The organism is Paenibacillus dendritiformis, assembly GCF_945605565.1.
In the GTDB taxonomy this organism is placed as follows: domain Bacteria; phylum Bacillota; class Bacilli; order Paenibacillales; family Paenibacillaceae; genus Paenibacillus_B; species Paenibacillus_B dendritiformis_A.
In genome coordinates, this window is record NZ_OX216966.1 from 249,401 (window position 1) to 267,341 (window position 17,941).

Consider the following 17,941-nt stretch of genomic DNA (forward strand, 5'->3'; position numbering starts at 1 on the left):
CAGCAATCAACCTTTCTGTCTAGCGCTTTGTCTATAATATACCCATATCATGGGGGGAGTTCAACTCTGATCGGCCGGGAACCAATTCTCGATAAGCGAGGCATACTCCCGTTCCGAAGCGGCCTGCTGCCGCTCCACGCTCGCGGCCTCCTCCTCCAGGCGCCGAAGCGTCGCCTGAACATGCCGAACCGCCTCTTCCACCCGTTCCATCGAACGGTTAATCCGGCCCTGCACCATCCAATCGGTCAGGAATCCATCGAACACGTAGTCGGCGAAGGTAAGCCCCGCGCCGATATCGACGGCCTGTGCCGTCTGCCGCAGCTTCTGCACGTCCTCCAACTCCCGTCCGAAGCGGCGCAGCCGGTGATTGGCATTGTTCAGCTCGGCCTTGGCATCGTCATACCGATTATGCTTGAGGTAGGTCGCGATCGTCCCGCCGCCGAGCATATCGTACGTTCCCCAATTGCGGGCGGAACGGAACTGTTCCTCGGCCCGCTTCAGGGCGCGCAGCGCATCGCGTCCCGCCTGGATGGCCTCGTCCAGCTCGCGCTTCTCCATCTGTAGCCGCGCCCGGCCGGAGATGAGCGCATCCAGCTCGGCTGCCACGGTCCGGTCGCAGGCGCGAAGCAGACGCTCCTTCTCCTCGATGGCCCGCTGCAGCTCCTTATCCGCACCGCTGACGCCGCTCAACTGGCGGCGCCATTCCGCCACATCCGCCTCGGCCTGGCGGTAAGCATCCTGCGCCAGCTCGTATTGCTCTTTGGCGCGAAGCGCCTCTTCCTCTTCCTGCTCAAGCTTGCGCTCCTTCTGTCCGATCAGCGTGAAGAAAAAGTTCGCCATCGACCAGGACCGCAGCCGTTCGACATCCTGTTCTTCCTCGCGCCACCACTTTTCCAGCCGCTCCAGTTCCGCCCTGCACCGCTGACGCTCCCGCTCGGCTTCCTGCAGACGGGTCTCATACTTGTCCTGAAGTCTTCCATTCAGCCGTGCCCGCTCGATGCACCGCTGCAGTTCATGCCATGTCTGCATGCCATCTCCTCCTTTTCCCGCGTTCCTTACCTATTTATACGAGAGGAACGCCTCCCGGGATGCGTCCGAAGCACACGAGGCAGGATGCAGCGCAGGCGCAATCATTACACGAGCATATTATACAGCGTCGCGTTTTTATTCACTTCCACGTACTGGATGCCCCGCTTCTTCATCCGTTCGATGAGCGGCTTATAATCCTCGGTATGCTCCAGCTCGATGCCGACCAGGGCGAAGCCGTCATCCTTGTTATGCTTTTTGTTATATTCGAACCGGGTAATGTCATCATTCGGTCCGAGCACATCCTCCAGGAATTCACGCAAAGCGCCGGCACGCTGCGGGAAGTTCACGATGAAGTAATGCTTCAAGCCTTCATAAATGAGAGACCGTTCCTTAATCTCCTGCATCCGGTCAATATCGTTGTTGCCGCCGCTGATGACGCAGACGACATTTTTGCCGCGAATCTGATCCCGGTACAAATCGAGGGCCGCGACAGGCAGCGATCCGGCCGGCTCCACGACAATCGCATTCTCGTTGTAGAGCTGCAGGATGGTCGTGCAGGCTTTGCCTTCCGGCACGAGAATGACATCATCGAGCACCTGCGAGCAGATCTCGTAAGGCAGCTGCCCTACCCGCTTCACGGCGGCGCCGTCGACGAACTTGTCGATCGTCTCCAGCGTGAGCACTTCATGGCGTTCCAGCGCGGCCGTCATCGACGCCGCCCCCTCCGGCTCCACGCCAATCACCCGGGTGGACGGACTCACGGTCTTCACGTACGTGCCCACGCCGGCCGCCAAGCCGCCGCCGCCAATCGTCACGAAGACATAGTCGGCCGGCACATCAAGCGATTCCATAATCTCCATGCCTACCGTGCCGCTGCCTGCAACGATATACGGATCATCAAAAGGATGAATGAAGGTGCTGCCGTTCTCTTCGCAAATGTTCATGGCCGCTTCATAGGCATCATCGAAGGTATCCCCCGTCAAAACGACTTTGACGAACGATCCGCCGAAGCGCTTCACCTGGGTCACCTTTTGGCTCGGCGTCGTGGTTGGCATCACGATCGTGCCCTGAATCTGCAGCGCCTGGCACGAATAAGCGACTCCCTGGGCGTGGTTGCCCGCGCTGGCGCACACGATTCCCTTCTGCAGATCCTCGGCGGACAGATGGCGGATCATATTGTAGGCGCCCCGGATTTTGAATGAACGGACGATCTGCAGATCCTCCCGCTTCAAATAGACATTGCATTGATATTTTGCAGATAAAATCGGGTCGCGCTGCAAAGGCGTCCGCACAATGACTTCCTTCAACACATGGTGGGCACGGACGATATGCTCCATCGTCACGGCCGGTGCAGGATGAGTGGTCTCCATGTCACATTCCTCGCTTTCGGTCGGTATACAGTCTAGTGTTGGGCAATTGCCGGGAAAATAAAAAAAACTCGCCCCAAAAAAGGGACGAGAGTTACCGTGGTACCACCCTTGTTCCGCGAAAGTCCGGATTCGCTTGCCGAATCCGCTTCTAACGGCGCTTGGCCGCGGCATTGCCGCGCATCCGGGTAACGGCGGATGAGCCGTCCGCGCTTACTGGGTGCCGCCAGGCGGCACAGGGTTCAGCGCGGCATCTCGGAGAGGATATTCAGCTGATCCAGACATCGACTCGCACCGGCCGTCGACTCTCTGCGGTCCGCATCCCAGCTTACTTGTTCTCGTCATCGATTCCAATACGATTCATGAATTGTATCCTATTATTATGAACATGCGTCCGGCTTCATGTCAATGGGCACGGTTATAAATTGTTCACCGTCCATAATAAGCGGACATTCGATTATTCCTCGCCGACGGCGGGTTGGACCGGATGCACAGGCTCCGGCGCCTTCTTCGTCCGCAGAATCGGCAGCATGACGGCAATTCCGACTATGAATAGAACCGCGGAGATCTCATACATGGTCGTAATGGAAGTCAAGTTTTTGATCCATCCGGAGATCGACATCATGATGACCATCGCTCCCATGAACAGCGGCGTCAGGATGCCGTTGACACGGCCGATGAAGGACCCTTCCGTATTTTGCAGAATCATCGTGTTGATGCCGATCTGAATCGACGGCAGCATCAAGCCGCTGATGAACTGCGCCACAAGCGTAAGCCACAATTGGGTCGACATGCCGGCCATCCAAATCCCGATGCTGCTGAACAGCAAGCCGATCGCCAGCATATGCTGCGGCAGCAGCCGCTTCGATATGCCCATCGCGATGGCGCCGCCGATCATCATCGCCACGCCGTTCGTCATCATCAGATAACTCAAATTCTCCTTCGGCAGGCCAAGACGCTCCGTCACAAGGAAAGCCCCCATAGGCTGAATCATCCCGATCGCCAGCCCTGCAAAGGCGAAGCAGCCGCCAAGCGACTTCAGCAGCTTGCTTTTCATCACATAACGCAAGCCGGCTCCAAGCTCATCCCATACCCGGGAATCCTGCTTCTTCGCTTCATCCTCCTGATAATCGCCAGGCAGGAACGTCAATGCGATCGCCGACAACACGAAGGCCAATCCGGTAAGGACGAGCGATGTCGTAATGCCATAATGCTGGAAGATCATCGTGCCGATGGCCGGACCGAGTACCATGAACAGGGCCACCATCGTCTGGAAGATGGACATCCCCGCCTGCATCATCTCGGCCGGAACATGCTGCTTGAACAGCTTCATGGAAGAAGGCTGCGAGAATTGCGACAGAATGGCCGATACAAAGGTCGTGAAAAAAACGGCCTCCCACGATCCGAGCAGGATGGTCACCAGGACGGCGAACACGGACAAGGCGCTTAATATATCACACCATATCATGGTGCGTTTCGGTCGCCAACGGTCGGCGAAGGTTCCCCCGATGAACGAAAAGACGAAGATCGGAGCGAACTCTGCTACCGATATCATCGAGACCGCGAAGGCATCCCCGTTCGTCATCTCCATGACGAACAACAGCACCGCGAAGTTGCGGATCCAGATGCCGACTTGCATGAACAATCCCGCCATCATGATAGCTTGTACGAACCGGTTCCGGAACAGGCTGAATACCGACTCGTTCTTCTTGTCAGTTGGTGCAGAATTCATGTACATTTCCCTCCACTCTATCCTCAATGTGGATATCTCCACTTTGGAATATTTCTGAACATGCCTGGTTTCTTCTCTCTGAACTCAAATAGTGTACTGGATCATCACCGCTTTTCGCAATCTTTTTGTTTCAAAAATTTTGTATAGATGTTGAGTGCGGGACTAGCGTGGCGTTCCATTCCCGATAAGGCGTCCCGGGGCAAGGAATTCGGCCGCGGCTTGTCGCTGCAGCATCGTTTCCGGACGGCCTTCAGCCACAATTCAGTGTACCGGAAAAGCGGGAAAGGCTGCATCCGCAACCAGCAGGAACTTCTGCTGCGTCCCGGAAATGAACCGGGGCTCGGTCTTGGGACGGATAGCCTCTCCGTCTCGGGACCGACCAGACCGGGCTCGAAGGCCTTAACTGCTCTATTTCGTTGGGCTGCTTGCGACTGATCCGGCTTGCAGCACGCTATATTTAAGGAAGAAAGGCGGGCGGAAGAGCAAGATCGGAACCTATATGTCATAAAATGGATGAAGAGAAACGTTATACATTACTCTGGTAACGTGGTAATGTTTTAATTAATTATTATCATCAAGTGAGGTTGATCTTTTATATGAATGCCGTTCTTCTCTCTCTCGCGGTATTATTCGGATTAAGCCTGCTGCGGGTCCATGTCGTCTTTGCGCTGCTCGTGTCCGCCATCATCGGAGGCTGGTCCGGAGGGATGCCGATCTCGAACACGATCGCTGCCTTCTCCGAAGGGCTGAAGGACAACGCCGGCATCGCGCTAAGCTATGCCTTGCTCGGCGCGTTCGCCGCCGGGCTGGCTGAGACGGGGCTGCCTGAACGGCTGGTGCGGCGGGCGGTTCGGCTCGTACGGGGCCAATCGGACAGCGGCACGGTACGCGCCTCCGTCCGGTACGGCGTATTGGCCGCAATCGCCGGCATCGCCTGCCTGTCGCAAAATGCGGTGCCCGTTCATATCGCCTTCATTCCCGTGCTTATCCCGCCGCTCCTCATACTGTTCAATACGGCGCGGCTGGACCGGCGGGCCGTCGCGTGCGCGCTCACCTTCGGGCTGATTACACCATATATGCTCCTGCCGGTCGGCTTCGGCGCTATCTTCCACGATATCGTGGCGAGCAATATGACGCAGAACGGCCTGGCTGTCGATGCTTCCCAGTTGCCGAAGGCGATGCTGCTTCCGGCCATCGGGATGGTTGCTGGCCTGCTGTTCGCCATCATGATCAGCTACCGCAAGCCGCGGCGGTATGCCGAGGGGGCTGCGCTCCAGCCGGCCGCCGCAGCCGACGAGGATGCCCCTTCCGCCAGCCGCTTCGCTGCCGGAGCCGGCATCGCCGCCATCGCTGCCATGCTCGCCGTGCAATTAAGCACGGGCTCGATGATCTACGGCGCGGCCGCCGGGCTGGCCATGCTGCTGCTCTCGCGCGTCATGCCGCTCGGCCGGGCCGACCGCGTCCTCTCCGACGGCATGCGGTCGATGGCCTACATCGGCTTCGTCATGATGTCGGCGGCCGGCCTCGGCGCTGTGCTGCGCGAGACCGGGCACATCGAGTCGCTCGTGCAGGCAGCCGTCAGCATGGTCGGCGACAACCGGGCGCTGGCGGCCATCCTGATGCTCGCCATCGGGCTGCTCGTCACGCTCGGCATCGGCTCGTCGTTCTCGACGATTCCGCTGATCGCGACCGTCTTCGTGCCGCTATGCATCGAGCTCGGCTTCAGCCCGCTGGCGACCGTGGCGCTCATCGGCACGGCAGCGGCGCTGGGGGATGCCGGATCGCCGGCCTCGGACAGCACCCTCGGCCCGACCGCAGGGCTGAACGCCGACGGACAGCATGATCATATATGGGACACCTGCGTTCCGACCTTCCTGCACTACAACGTGCCCCTCTTGCTGTTCGGCTTCCTCGCGGCCATGATGCTGTAAGCCGGCTCCTGGCTGCGCAAGTTCCCGCAGCGCAGACGCCCGGCAAGGCAGGCTCCCGGATCTGGCGAGCTTGCACAGCCGGGACAGGGCTACACGCCGTAGAAGTGCGTCGCGTTGGCCCGCAGCAGTGAAGCGGCCTCGCCGAACTCGAGCCGCTGAAGCGCGGCCCATGACGCGGCGACGTCGCGCACCATCAGCGGGAGCGTGACCTGCCCCGCAAATGGCCCTTCAAAAGGCCATGGCCCGTCCGTCTCCGTCATGACGCGGTCTGGCGGGTAGCGAAGGGCCAGCTCCCGGATCTCGGCTTCATAGGCGAGGTCCGGCGTGAACGAGATATAGTATCCGTTCGCGGCCATCCGCTCCGTCGTCTTCGCGTCTCCCTTGAACCAATGGAAGTGGGCCGTCCGCACGCTGTACCGTTCCAGCAGATCGATGACGAGCGGTGCGTCGTCGTAGACCGCGTGCAGCACGATCGGTTTATCCCAAGCGGCGGCCCGCTGCACGAAGGCCTCCAGCAGCTCCAGATAAGCGCCGCGAGGGAAGGCTGCCTCGCTGCCTCCGGCGCGGACGGCTTCCTGCCTCATATAATAGGGCAGGCCGACCTCGCCGATGGCGATCATCGCATCGCGACGCTCATCCATCCATTGCAGGAGCGCGCTCCGCTCCTGTTCAGTAGGCAGCGGCTGCTCCGGGTGGAAGCCGTACGCGGGGTGAACCCGCCCCGGATGCCGCTCCGCCCAGCGCTGCACCTCGCGGCACGAGGCCGCATCCATCGACACGGCGATAACGCCGTCCAATTCTTCCGCCTCCAGCGATTGCTCCAGCAGCGGCCGCTGCTCCGGGCCATATCCGTCGAGATGGATATGAGCATCTATGAAGCGGAGCCGCTCCGTGTTCGCGGCAGTATATCTTCCTTCCAATGTCCGCACCTCTCCTTTACCTAGTATGATTGGATATCGGAATACGGGGTTGTTCAAACAGATTGTCATGCGTAGTTGCCATGTGGTTGCCGTCCAGTGCGGCGGATCCCGTGCCCCCTTCCGTTCCGGCTAGGTGAACATGCATTCTAGACGGTTCGACTTGTAAATGCTGCAAAAGTGCAGGATTTTATGCCAAAAACGACTCGAAAAGAAGGAATTCCTGCAAAAGTTCATCAATTTAGTTGAATATAGCTCATTTTAGGATGAAACCAGGAAAAATCATGTAATTTTGCAGGAACCCTGTTGCAGCAACATTCCCGAAAAAACAAAACTGTATAATTGCAGGATTACGGCGAGTTGGCGCTTCATGTGGTGCCGTGTGTGACAGCCATACGGTACAGGTAAAGCGGTATGCGGCACAAGTAAGGTTGTATGCGGTACAAGTAAGGTTGTATGCGGTACAAGGCGGTATGCGTTGCAGGTAAGGCAGTATGCGATACGGGCGAGACAGCATGCGGTACAGGTACGGCAGTATGCGATACGGGCGAGACAGCATACGGTACAGGTAAGGCAGTATGCGTCACAGCGCGAGGCGGCATCCGGGTTCTGCGCTACCCTACTGGGGCGTCACTGCAGCCCACGTTGCGTTCAACTGTCATGACGCACCGAACGTTAGCTCACTTGTGATTTATCCATCATGAAGTACCCACCGTTAGCCCACTCCGATTCAACCTTCATGAAGTACCCAGCCTTAGCACACCTGCGATTCAACCCTTATAAAATACCCACCGCTAGCTCGCCTGAGGCTCTTTCCTCTTCATGCATGACATGGTGCAGCCCTTCATCATCCGACACTCCCGAGTTAAAAAAGACGCTGCGCTCCCATTCAGGCAGCGCAGCGACTGACTGCTGCAGCTATGAATCACTGTCCGGTTCGAGCCCGGACTCCTCAGGATACCGCTTCCTCCGATTTGGCGCCGGAGCCCTTGCCGGCGGCGTCATCCATCATGCGCGCCTTACCCATCAAGGCGATGCAGATCAGCGCCAGGCCGACCGGGATCAAGGCCCAGGTGAAGATGCCGCCGATGGAGTCGGCCAGCGCAGCCGCCATCCCCTTCATTGCCTCCGGCGGCAGGTTGGCGCTGCCTCCGCCGCGCAGCAGCTCTTCCGGCTTGATGTCGGCCGGCATCGCTCCGCCCGGCATCATCTCCTTCAGCCGTCCGCTGAACAAGGAGGACTGCAGCGAGCCGAAGACGGTAATTCCGATCGTCATGCCGAGCGAACGGCAGAAGGATGAAGTCGAGTTCGCCGTTCCGCGCTGATGGTAGCTCATCCCGTGCATGGAAGCCATGCCGAGCAAGGAGAAGGAGAAGCCGACCCCGAGTCCGGTCAGAACCATGTACAAGGTAACCAAGGCGCGCGGCGTATCCGCAGACAGCGTGCTAAGCGATACGATGCCTGCCGTGAACAGAATGCCCGAGACGATCATCAGCTTGCGGAAGCTCGTCTTCGCGGCCAGAATTCCACCGATCGAGCTCGTCACGACCGACCCGATCATCATCGGCGTCAGCACGAGGCCGCTATTCGTGGCTGACCCGCCATACACGCCCTGCACGAACATCGGAATGTAGACCGTCGCGATGACGAACGTGACGCCGTAGAAGAAAGCGACCCCTTGGCTGGAGGCGAACAGCTGCTTCCGGAAGAGAGCGAAGGAGATGATCGGCTCCTTCGCATTCAATTCGAACAGAACGAACGCAATCAGGAAGATGACGAATGAAGCAAATAATCCGATGATAAATAAAGAATTCCATTCATATCCTTCCTTGCCGCCCAGCTCGAGCGCGAACATCAGGCTGACGACGGCGACCACCAACGTAACCGCGCCGCCCCAGTCGATGCGCTGCTTCGACTTCGCCGCGGTCTCCTTATAGAACTGGGCAATCAGCCACAAGGACACAATGCCGAGAGGCAGGTTGATATAGAACACCCACTCCCAGCCGATATATTCGGTAATATAGGCGCCAAGCAGCGGCCCCGCCACACTGGAAATGCCGAACACGGCGCCGAACAGGCCGGTCATTTTCCCGCGCTTCTCTAACGGAAAGACATCATAAATAATCGTAAAGGCGATAGGCATCAGAGCGCCGCCGCCAATCCCCTGGATGGCGCGGTAGATCGCCAGCATCATGATGCTGTCTGCCGTCCCGCACAGCATGCTGCCCGCCAGGAAGACGAGCAGGCCGAAAATGTAAAACCGCTTCCGCCCGTACATATCGGACAACTTGCCGAAAATCGGCATGCCGGCCATGGTCGCGACCATATACGCCGAGGTGACCCAGACGTACAGCTCGAAGCCTCCCAACTGGCCGACGATCGTCGGCATCGCTGTCGCGACGATCGTATTGTCCATCGCCGCCATCAGAATACCGAGCAGGAGCGCTGCCACCACCAAGCTCAAGTTGCTCTTTTGAGCCACCATATCTCATTTCCCTCCTTCTTATGTACCGGACCAGCTTCGGAAGCCGGTCCTGATTCAACCTGCGATCACTTCGCTGCCGAAGCCGGGATAACTTATTATATAGCGTCAACTTTCCATTTACCAGTAAAAGTTATTCGCCCGATCTTGTCATAAAAGATGGAAATTCCCCCGCCGGAGAATCGGGTCCAACTCCCCTGCCCAGGCCAAAAAGGGACGGCTCTCGCCGTCCCTCTGTCCTTATTTGTCCAGTCCGCCCGTCCCCTGCCGCTGCGCCTCCTGGAGCAGCCCGGCCAGCTCCTGCTTCAAGCGGAGAAAGGATTCCTCTCCCGTCAGCGCCTCGCGCCGCGGCCGCGGGAACGGAACAGCCACCTCCCGCAGCACGCGGGCAGGGCGGCTGGAGAACACGTAGATCGTATCGGAGAGCAGCAGCGCTTCTTCGATACTGTGGGTAATGAACAGCACGGAGCGCCGGTGCTGCTCCCACAGGCCGATGAGCCAGCGCTGCATCTCGCTGCGGGTCAGGGCGTCGAGCGCGCTGAACGGCTCATCGAGCAGCATCAGTTCATGCGGGTTCATCAGGGCGCGCAGGAACGCGACGCGCTGCTGCATGCCGCCGGACAGCTCATGCGGATACGCCCGCTCATAGCCGGACAAGCCGATCTTCGCCAGCCACTGCCGCGCTTCCGCGCGGGCCTCCCTCTTCGGCCGGCCGCCGATCTCCTGGGCCAGCATGACGTTCTGCTCCACCGTCCGCCACGGGAAGAGCGCCGGCTGCTGAGGCATGTAGCTGACATGCCCCGTCCGCCCAGCCGCCTCTTCCCCGTTCATCCGGATATGGCCGCCGTCCGGGCGCAGCAGGCCGCCGATCAGGTGGAACAATGTGCTCTTCCCGGAGCCAGAGGGACCGATGATGGACACGAATTGGCCCTGCTTCACCTGCAGCGACACTTGGTCCAGCACCTGCAGCCGTCCTTCGCCGCGGCCCTTTGTCCCCGGATAAGACATGTCCACCTGCTCCAGCTCCAGAGCGGGCGGCGGCGCGGAAGCCAGCCCGGCGGCTCCTCCGATCGGCCCGGCCAGGTTGGCCATTGCCTTCATAGCGCTTCCCTCCCTCATTTCTCGTTCTCCTCGGGCCGCCAGCGGATGACCATCCGCTCCAGCAGGCGGATCGCTCCGAACATCGCCAGGCTGAGCAGAATGATGACGACGATGCCGAGGAACATCCGGTCGACGCGGTATGCCGCTTTTTGCAGCATCATATAATAGCCGATGCCCTGATCCGTTCCAAGCCATTCCGCGATTACCGCTCCCATCACACTGTAGGTGGCGGCGATCTTCAAGCCCGAGAAGACGGAGGGCAGCGCATGCGGCAGCTCCAGCTTCCAGAACAGCTGCGCCCGGGTCGCCCCCGTCATGCGCATATAATGAAGCATCGTCCGATCCGTCTGGGTCAGGCCGTCCAGGGCGGCCACGCAGACCGGGAAAAAGCAGACGAGCGCAATCACGATCACCTTCGGCAGCAGGCCGAAGCCGAACCACAGCATCAGCAGCGGCAGCAGCGCGATTGTCGGCACGTTCTGGCTCAATATAATGAGCGGATAGATCGCGCGCTTCAGCCACGGAAGCGGATGGAGCAGGCAAGCCAGCGTGAGGCCGATCCCCGCTCCGGTTCCGAAGCCGATCAGCATCAGCTTCAGGGTCGCCAGCGCGTGCAGCAGAATGCCGCTGCCGTTGGCCGCCGCTTCCCGCGCAATATCAAGCGGGCTTGGGAGCATCCACTTCTCCACATCGAACAACATGACAGCGATCTGCCACACCCCGATGAACAGCAGCAGGGCTGCCAGGGGCGGTCCCGCCGTTGCAAGACGTCTTTTCATGCCGCCGCCACCTTCCTGCACGTCCCTCTCGCAGACATGCGGTTCACGCGGTTCGTCCTCCTCATGCCAACTCCTCCTCTCGATGCTAATCCCTGCTCGAACCGTTCGTCCCGGTGAGGGAAGGCCCCTTGCAGCCGGATTGTCCGCCTTCATTTATCTGCCGCTCGCTCCCTGAGCAGCGCCAACGTCAGGCTTCAGGCAGGAACTCATTCGTGAACGCCTTGTCGATATCGATTGGCTTCTCCATCAGCTTGTTCTGCAGGAGCCAGTTCGTATAGTTTTCCCACACTTCCCGCTTCTGCTCTCCCCAGCGCGGCGCATCGTCGCGATATTTGGGACTGAGCCAGCGCTGGCTGGCCATAACCAGTTCCTTGTCCAGGTCAGGCACCTGCTTCAATAAGATCTCGGCCGCCTGCTCCGGATTGTCGATCGCATGCTGATATCCACGGGAGACGGCCCGCATGAACGCCTTGACCAGCTCGGGATCGGACTCGATCAGCTTTTCGCTTGTGGCGATGACCGGGGTGTAGTAGTCGAGCGCATCCGAATATTGATTGACGTACATCATATCGATCGGCTCGTTGCGCAGCTCGGCCTCAATGCCCGTCCACCCGTAGAAGATCCAGGCGAAATCAATATCCTTTTTGACCGCTGTGAAAAAGTCGGCAGAGCCCATATTGATGTTCTTGATCTTGCTGTAGTCGGCACCCTCCTGCTCCATCAGCGTACGCAGAACCATTTCTTCTACCGGCGAGCCCCAGCCCCCGTACGTCTTGCCTTCGAAATCTTGTGGCGACGTAATGTGCTTGTCCCGCGGGGCGGCGAACCCGGACGTATTATGCTGAATGATCGCCGCCAAAGATACGATCGGCACATTCTGCGTGCGCGCCAGCGTAATGCTCTCCTGCACGCTGACGCCGAATTGCGCGGCGCCGGACGCGATCATCGCATCGGCTCCGCCCGTCCCGGGCTGGATAATGTTCACTTTCAGCCCTTCCGCTTCGAAGTATCCTTCTTGCTGGGCGACATACACCCCGGTATGGTTCGTGTTCGGCGTCCATTCCAGCACGAACGTAATCTCGCGCAGATCCTTCGGCGCTTCGGCGCCTTGCGCGCCGTCTCCTGGCGATGTCGGGGCGGCGCCTCCTCCCCCGCAGGCTGTCAACATGAACACGAGCGCCAAGGCAAGTCCAAGCGCTCCTCTTTTTACTGCACGCATGCTTCTCATCCTTCTTCCTCTTCCCCTTTCCGATTCGCCCGTCAGACGGGCGGTACAGACGGCCATGCTCCTTCTCTGGCATATGATCGGTTGTCCCGGCAAGAACACGTCCTGCCATGGCCCCCTCCCTCATGAGCGGCCGCGTAAGCAATCGCGCGGATCCAAAAAAGCGCCCCTCATCGGGGCGCTTACGCTATCCATTACCTATGCGCATGCATGGCGGCAGATCGAACTGAACGGCACGTTCCATGCAGGAGCATTCCGCTTGCCCGCCCGCGCCTTGAACACGGAAGCGGTGCATCGGAATCCCCGACCGCAAATGAACGCACCCACCGTTCGGATGGTGCGACGCCATTCTCATTCCTACGCTGGCATTACCCAGATCAGGTGTAAGGGTCAGTATCTTCACGGGATACGATCTCAGCCGGCCTTATTCCAGCCCCCCTAGTATGCATATTCAGTTGCCGTTTCACATGCAATTATAGACCTGCTTCGCTCCCTTGTCCAGACGTTAGGCAGAGCAGGAGGCGCATGTTCCATACCTATCCTGTGACGAAGCACATAGCGAGCCGCCTTTTGCTCGGTTACAATACACCCCGGGAGGGATGTCTTTATGAAAAAACGACTTGTATGGGTTGGAGCAACCGCGATCGCCCTCATCTTCGGAACTGCGGGATATGCTTCCGGTTCCGGCAGCTACGGCCAAATGCTCCCGCATATGAAGCAGATGCATCCGGACATGACCGATACACAGATTGAGGAAATGGTGCAACACTGCCACGGCGCGGATCGCGAAGCTGTCCGCGGGCAAGGCATGATGCGCGGGGGCAAGATGCATAATCAAATGATGCAGAACGGACATTGGTATTGATCACATATATCAACGACAGAGTGAAGCAAGGGGTTCCAGCCGCTAATCAGCGCAGGAACCCCTTTTTGTGCAGTGAGGCGGGCCGTCCGGTCAAGACGGAATCGAGATATCGCGGCAGCCATCCGAGGCGCTGACTGGCGCCATATTAGGCTCATGGCGCCCTCTCTCCAGAAAACGTTCCATGTGAAACATGGCGCAATTTGTCAAAAAAGAACGACTGTCCTCTCGTCGGGAAATGCCATCTCCTCCATATAGCATCCCACGTATGGCCGCCGACGCAATCAAACCCCAACGCAGAACAGCGAAGCCGCGCCTTCCGGCTTCAGCTTCGCTGCTTATCCGATTATTGCTTGGACTTCTTCCACTCGTCGACTTGACGCTGCGCTTCCGCCACTATTTTTTCAATGCCGGCTTGCTTGTATTTTTCCATCGCCTTCGGCACGTACACTTTCGGATCGACGCTTCAGGTGTTGAGTGTCTTCATGAACTCATCGGTCACGTTCTGCACTGCGGCAATCTCCGAACGAATAGAGGACGTATCCAGGGCGAACCCAAGCAGCGGCGCATTTTTCGCCGAGTTGTTGAATTCCTCGAATTTTTCCCATTTATCCTTCGGATCTTCCGGCAGCTTGTCGAGCAGGAACAGGTTGCCCAGGGTGAAGGTCGGCAGGTCGTAGCGTTCCTTCTTCGCCGGGAGCGGCTCGATCGTCTGGTCGTCGATCCGTTTGTAATGTTCTCCTTCGAGGCCGTAGTTAATGAGATTCCGCAAATATTTGTCCGTATTAAGCAGATTCAGGAATTCCATCGCCTTCTCCGGGTATTTCGAAGAGGAGGAAATAGCCATCATCGAGCCCGTCACCGACCAATTGTATACGATAGGCTCTTCCGCCGGAGACACGACAATCTTGTCCGGAATGCCTTGGGACCAGCTCGTCTCGGCATAAGGCTGATAGTGAGCGGTATCGACGAACCAGCGTCCGGTCTTGAGCGCTTCGCTTGCATTCGCGTCCGTATAGGAAGCTACGTCGGCCGGCATATAGCCTGCCTGGAAGTATTGGCGCATCGTCTCGAACTGCTGCATCTGCTCCGGCTTATCGAGCGTAATCTCCAGCTTCAGATCGGTCGAGTCGAGCGGAACGCCGATCGGAATATCCGCATTAATGATATAGTCGAACAGTTGCGGCAGCCCGATCTTGGCGTTGATCGGCTTTATTTTCTCCTTTTCCAGCACCGTCTTCAGCATCGGTTCCAGATCTTCCAGCGTCTTCACCTTGGAAATATCGAAATTATATTTATCGACCAGCGTCTGGTTGAAGCGGAACACCCGTTGGGCCGGGAGCTCCTTGTTCACCGGAATCGCATACAGCTTGCCGTTGATCTTCGCCCCTTCGAGGAAGGAAGGGTGAAGGACTTCCTTGATGCCCTGGCCATGCTGATCGAGCAGATCGTTCAATTCCAGAAAGGCGCCCTTCTGCGCGTTGTTGATATAGTTGAACGTCCAGGAGCTCGTAAACGCGATGTCGAACGGTTCGCCCGACGCCGAGATGACCTGCATCTTCTGATCGTAATCGCCCCAATCCAGCAGCTTCATCTGAATGGTTGCGCCGATCTTTTCCTTCGTATAGGCGTTGACCTTCTCTATCACCTTGTCCACATCCTTCTGCGGCGTGCCGATCGTATACCAGATCAGCTCGACGGGCTTCCCGTCCTTGCCGGCTCCTGCGCCGCCGGACGCGGTGTCGGAGCTGCTGCCGCATGCCGCCAAGACGATGGATGACAGGAGTACCATAATGAGAGTAAGCAGGAATGTCTTCTTTCCAGTCTTCATGATGTAATCCCCCTTGTTCAAGTTGTGCATGAATGCAATATTGCGGGATCTTGCAGAGGCAACCGGATATCCTTCTTACAGACAGTCAACGATAATTGTAATCGCTTACAATATCTAATATTATTATATTTATCCTATTAAATAGAATCAACTGTTTCTCCCGTTTTTCGTGAGAAAGATCACAAAAAAAACCGCCCGGCTCCGCATCTTGTCTGCGAAGCCAGGCGGATATCTCTCCCGCAAAGCTATCGTCTGTCCATGCTGCGTTCCGTGCCAGCAGACGATTCCATTCCCGGCACGCGGAAGCTTCTCGCCCAATACAAAAACGGCGTTGACGCTATCGACAACAGCAGCTTGACGACATATGTCGTCAGCAAAATTTGAATCCACACATCCCATCCGTAATAGCCGGCAAACGCGATCGTGCAGAAGACCAACGAGTCCGCCAATTGGCTGATTCCCGTGCTCCAGTTGCTGCGAATCCATAGCTGGCCCGACTTGGGGAACCGTTCCCGCAGCATGCTGAACAGCTTGACATCGAGAAATTGACTGACGAGATAGGCTGTCAGGCTTCCCACGGCGACCCGCGGCATCAAGTCGAAAATATGCGCCAGCGACGCCTGCGCCGTCTGGGCAATCTCATCTCCCTGAGGAATGAAGGCCAAAGCCATCTGCATGATAATCGTCGTCATGATGAGCATGAAAAATCCGAACCAGACCGCACGGCGCGCTTCCTTCGGTCCGTATTTCTCGTTCAGCAGATCCGAGGTCATGAACAAGCTGGCATTCGCCGCGTTCCCCAGCGTCATCACGATGCCGAACATCTCGATCGTCTTGCCGACCTGAATATTGGCGACGATGGTCATGACGCCGACCCAGGCGAACAAGCCGTTCTTGCCGAACAAGCGGTAGCACAGCAGAAAAAAGCCGAAATTGGCAAGGACAAACAATATCCCCCATATAAAATTGAACATTTGGTATTCCCCCTAGTTTTGATTACGCGGGATGGTTGCGAACCGCGGTGCGATGGCACACAGGGGTATACTTTATCATAGACCCGGGCAATTGCCAATGCCCAAAAATCACTGCTTCCCTTCTCCGGCACTTCTCAGCCGGCATGCCCGCTGGACGGAGGAAGCGCTTGGCGGAGAGCTGCCGCCGTAACGGCCAGCGGCCATCCGGGCAAGCAGAAGAAGCACCTTCCCCTTCGATACAGGGAGGTGCTTCTTTCTGTTCCGGTCGGTTCCGATCCGCCCGGCCATCCGGCCGTCATTTGCGGAGCAGCTTGTTCGCCTTGTCCGTCGCCGCCTGCAGCGCTTCGTCCGGCGTCGCCTGGCCGAGGATGACCCGCTGGATCTCGGTCATGATGACCTCCTGCAATTCCTTATAGCCGGGTACCATCGGACGCGCTTTGCCATATTGCAGCTGATCGATCGCGACCTTGAAGTTCGGATCCTTGGCGAAGGCCTCTTTCAAGGCGTCCGATTCGACCGCGGTCTTGCTGACCGGCATATACCCCGAGCCTTGGGACCAGCGAATCGTCTGCTCCGGAGCGGTCATCCATTGAATGAACTTCCACGCCGCCTGCTTCTTCTCCGGAGACGATGCCGCCAGCACGGCCAGGTTCGCGCCGCCCGTCGGAGCGCCGTAATCCTTGTTCGCCGGCAGGAAGGCGGTCCCGACCTCGAATCCGGCCGTCTCCTTCAAGCCCTTCAGATCGCCCGTCGACGTGAAGATCATGGCGACCTGCCCGTTGACGAAATCCTGCTTGGCCACGTCCCAGGCATTGTATTTCTCGCCCGGCGGATTCTTCATGATGCCTTCCTTGATCATGCGCGACCAGAATTCGAGCGGCGCCTTCCCCGCTTCGTTCAAAAGCGCAAGCTGCTTGTTGTCCTCGGTCAATATGCTGCCGCCGCTCTGGAAGACAAGCGCTTCATAGAACCAGATGTCGATCGGCGTGGAGAAGCCGTAACGCACCGTCTTCCCGCCTTCCTGCTTGGTCAGCTTGCCGGCGAATTCCTCCAGCTCCGCCCATGTCTTCGGGCCTTCCGGGTTGAGCCCCGCTTCCTTCAGAAGCGCCTTGTTCACATAGAGCAAAGGCGTCGAACGGTTGAACGGGATGGCGTACAGCTCATCCTTCCAGTAGGAATTGCCCATCAATCCGTCGATATAGTCTTTCTCCGCGCCTTGCGTATACGGCGACAGCGGCTCGATAACGCCCGCGTCCGCGAACGCCCCGACTGAAGCGACCTCGATCATCGTGACATCGGGCTGGTTGCCCGCCGCGACGGCGGCCAGCACCTTGGAATGGTTCGTATAATAATCGCCCTGATAAGCCGGCCGGACGAACACTTGATCCTGAGACGCGTTGAAGTCAGCCGTCATCGCCTCAATCAGCTCGCCATTCGCTCCGCCAAGGGAATACCAGAACTCAATCTCTACTGGCGAGCCCGCAGCCGGCTCGGAAGCGGTCTGCGCCGCCGGTGCCGGGGCGAGTCCCCCTGTCTGGGCGTCCGATCCGCTTCCCGAGGACGTGCCCGCGGCTGACGCGCCGCAGCCGGACAACAATGCCGCCGCCCCCATCATCATCGCCAGCACGGCTGACAGCATTCGCTTCCTGCCATACACATTCGAATTCATCCTTCTCCATCTCCTTTACCATTGATTGATGTGTGATTGATT

At 58.3% G+C, this 17,941-nt stretch carries 14 protein-coding genes, 1 pseudogene, 1 riboswitch and 1 other annotated feature; of the genes and pseudogenes, 3 read left to right on the plus strand and 12 right to left on the minus strand.

Going from position 1 to position 17,941, the window contains the following annotated elements; all coding sequences use genetic code 11:
- Positions 1-60 precede the first annotated feature (60 nt).
- The 3 genes from NNL35_RS01005 to NNL35_RS01015 all read right to left on the minus strand — a co-directional run bounded on the left by NNL35_RS01005 (position 61) and on the right by NNL35_RS01015 (position 4,128).
- A complete protein-coding gene (locus NNL35_RS01005; protein ID WP_006677090.1) occupies positions 61-1,029 on the minus strand; it encodes a hypothetical protein in 969 nt (322 codons plus the stop codon).
- A 104-nt stretch (positions 1,030-1,133) separates the two neighbouring features.
- A complete protein-coding gene (gene ilvA / locus NNL35_RS01010) occupies positions 1,134-2,399 on the minus strand; it encodes a threonine ammonia-lyase IlvA (protein ID WP_006677089.1) in 1,266 nt (421 codons plus the stop codon).
- A gap of 77 nt (positions 2,400-2,476) precedes the next feature.
- Positions 2,477-2,750, minus strand: a binding site (T-box leader).
- A gap of 103 nt (positions 2,751-2,853) precedes the next feature.
- Positions 2,854-4,128 (minus strand): MFS transporter, encoded by a 1,275-nt coding sequence (locus NNL35_RS01015; RefSeq protein ID WP_006677088.1) that lies wholly within the window; start codon positions 4,126-4,128, stop codon positions 2,854-2,856.
- A 150-nt stretch (positions 4,129-4,278) separates the two neighbouring features.
- Here NNL35_RS01015 and NNL35_RS01020 point away from each other — a divergent pair, with 150 nt between their 5' ends.
- Complete coding sequence (locus NNL35_RS01020; protein WP_254552844.1) at positions 4,279-4,563, plus strand: hypothetical protein; 285 nt, start codon at positions 4,279-4,281, stop codon at positions 4,561-4,563.
- Positions 4,564-4,724: 161 nt separating this feature from the next.
- Positions 4,725-6,059: a Na+/H+ antiporter family protein gene (locus NNL35_RS01025; protein WP_006677087.1), complete on the plus strand. Its 1,335-nt coding sequence runs from the start codon at positions 4,725-4,727 to the stop codon at positions 6,057-6,059.
- Between the two features lie 89 nt (positions 6,060-6,148).
- Here NNL35_RS01025 and NNL35_RS01030 read toward each other — a convergent pair whose 3' ends face one another.
- The 5 genes from NNL35_RS01030 to NNL35_RS01050 form a co-directional block, all read right to left on the minus strand.
- Complete coding sequence (locus NNL35_RS01030) at positions 6,149-6,979, minus strand: TatD family hydrolase (RefSeq protein WP_006677086.1); 831 nt, start codon at positions 6,977-6,979, stop codon at positions 6,149-6,151.
- Between the two features lie 949 nt (positions 6,980-7,928).
- Positions 7,929-9,461 (minus strand): MDR family MFS transporter, encoded by a 1,533-nt coding sequence (locus NNL35_RS01035; protein WP_006677085.1) that lies wholly within the window; start codon positions 9,459-9,461, stop codon positions 7,929-7,931.
- A 237-nt stretch (positions 9,462-9,698) separates the two neighbouring features.
- Positions 9,699-10,559 carry an ABC transporter ATP-binding protein gene (locus tag NNL35_RS01040; RefSeq protein WP_006677084.1) on the minus strand — a complete coding sequence of 287 codons (861 nt, stop codon included), beginning with the start codon at positions 10,557-10,559 and terminating at the stop codon, positions 9,699-9,701.
- Positions 10,560-10,573: 14 nt separating this feature from the next.
- On the minus strand, positions 10,574-11,338 hold the full coding sequence (locus tag NNL35_RS01045) for an ABC transporter permease (RefSeq protein WP_006677083.1): 765 nt from the start codon (positions 11,336-11,338) through the stop codon (positions 10,574-10,576).
- A 187-nt stretch (positions 11,339-11,525) separates the two neighbouring features.
- Entirely contained in the window at positions 11,526-12,557 is a 1,032-nt protein-coding gene (locus NNL35_RS01050; protein WP_006677082.1) for an ABC transporter substrate-binding protein, read from the minus strand.
- Positions 12,558-12,898: 341 nt separating this feature from the next.
- Positions 12,899-13,013: riboswitch (TPP riboswitch) on the minus strand.
- Between the two features lie 157 nt (positions 13,014-13,170).
- Between NNL35_RS01050 and NNL35_RS01055 the strand changes: the two genes are divergently transcribed.
- Positions 13,171-13,428, plus strand: a complete 258-nt coding sequence (locus NNL35_RS01055) for a hypothetical protein (RefSeq protein WP_006677081.1) — start codon at positions 13,171-13,173, stop codon at positions 13,426-13,428.
- Positions 13,429-13,771: 343 nt separating this feature from the next.
- Here the strand turns inward: NNL35_RS01055 and NNL35_RS01060 are convergent.
- The 4 genes and pseudogenes from NNL35_RS01060 to NNL35_RS01075 all read right to left on the minus strand — a co-directional run bounded on the left by NNL35_RS01060 (position 13,772) and on the right by NNL35_RS01075 (position 17,899).
- A pseudogene (locus NNL35_RS01060) lies at positions 13,772-15,256 on the minus strand (ABC transporter substrate-binding protein).
- Between the two features lie 245 nt (positions 15,257-15,501).
- Positions 15,502-16,230: a queuosine precursor transporter gene (locus NNL35_RS01065; RefSeq protein ID WP_006677078.1), complete on the minus strand. Its 729-nt coding sequence runs from the start codon at positions 16,228-16,230 to the stop codon at positions 15,502-15,504.
- 134 nt (positions 16,231-16,364) lie between these two features.
- Entirely contained in the window at positions 16,365-16,529 is a 165-nt protein-coding gene (locus NNL35_RS01070) for a hypothetical protein (RefSeq protein ID WP_254552846.1), read from the minus strand.
- On the minus strand, positions 16,526-17,899 hold the full coding sequence (locus tag NNL35_RS01075) for an ABC transporter substrate-binding protein (RefSeq protein WP_254552848.1): 1,374 nt from the start codon (positions 17,897-17,899) through the stop codon (positions 16,526-16,528). The genes NNL35_RS01070 and NNL35_RS01075 overlap by 4 nt, the downstream gene beginning before the upstream one ends.
- Positions 17,900-17,941 lie beyond the last annotated feature (42 nt).

Bases quoted from the DNA above. Each gene is read 5' to 3' on its own strand.
- NNL35_RS01005 (WP_006677090.1), bottom strand. From the start codon at position 1,029: ATGCAGACATGGCATGAACTGCAGCGGTGCATCGAGCGGGCACGGCTG.
- ilvA (WP_006677089.1), bottom strand. From the start codon at position 2,399: ATGGAGACCACTCATCCTGCACCGGCCGTGACGATGGAGCATATCGTC.
- NNL35_RS01015 (WP_006677088.1), bottom strand. From the start codon at position 4,128: ATGAATTCTGCACCAACTGACAAGAAGAACGAGTCGGTATTCAGCCTG.
- NNL35_RS01025 (WP_006677087.1), top strand. From the start codon at position 4,725: ATGAATGCCGTTCTTCTCTCTCTCGCGGTATTATTCGGATTAAGCCTG.
- NNL35_RS01035 (WP_006677085.1), bottom strand. From the start codon at position 9,461: ATGGTGGCTCAAAAGAGCAACTTGAGCTTGGTGGTGGCAGCGCTCCTG.
- NNL35_RS01040 (WP_006677084.1), bottom strand. From the start codon at position 10,559: ATGAAGGCAATGGCCAACCTGGCCGGGCCGATCGGAGGAGCCGCCGGG.
- NNL35_RS01045 (WP_006677083.1), bottom strand. From the start codon at position 11,338: ATGAAAAGACGTCTTGCAACGGCGGGACCGCCCCTGGCAGCCCTGCTG.
- NNL35_RS01050 (WP_006677082.1), bottom strand. From the start codon at position 12,557: ATGCGTGCAGTAAAAAGAGGAGCGCTTGGACTTGCCTTGGCGCTCGTG.
- NNL35_RS01055 (WP_006677081.1), top strand. From the start codon at position 13,171: ATGAAAAAACGACTTGTATGGGTTGGAGCAACCGCGATCGCCCTCATC.
- NNL35_RS01065 (WP_006677078.1), bottom strand. From the start codon at position 16,230: ATGTTCAATTTTATATGGGGGATATTGTTTGTCCTTGCCAATTTCGGC.
- NNL35_RS01070 (WP_254552846.1), bottom strand. From the start codon at position 16,529: ATGACGGCCGGATGGCCGGGCGGATCGGAACCGACCGGAACAGAAAGA.
- NNL35_RS01075 (WP_254552848.1), bottom strand. From the start codon at position 17,899: ATGAATTCGAATGTGTATGGCAGGAAGCGAATGCTGTCAGCCGTGCTG.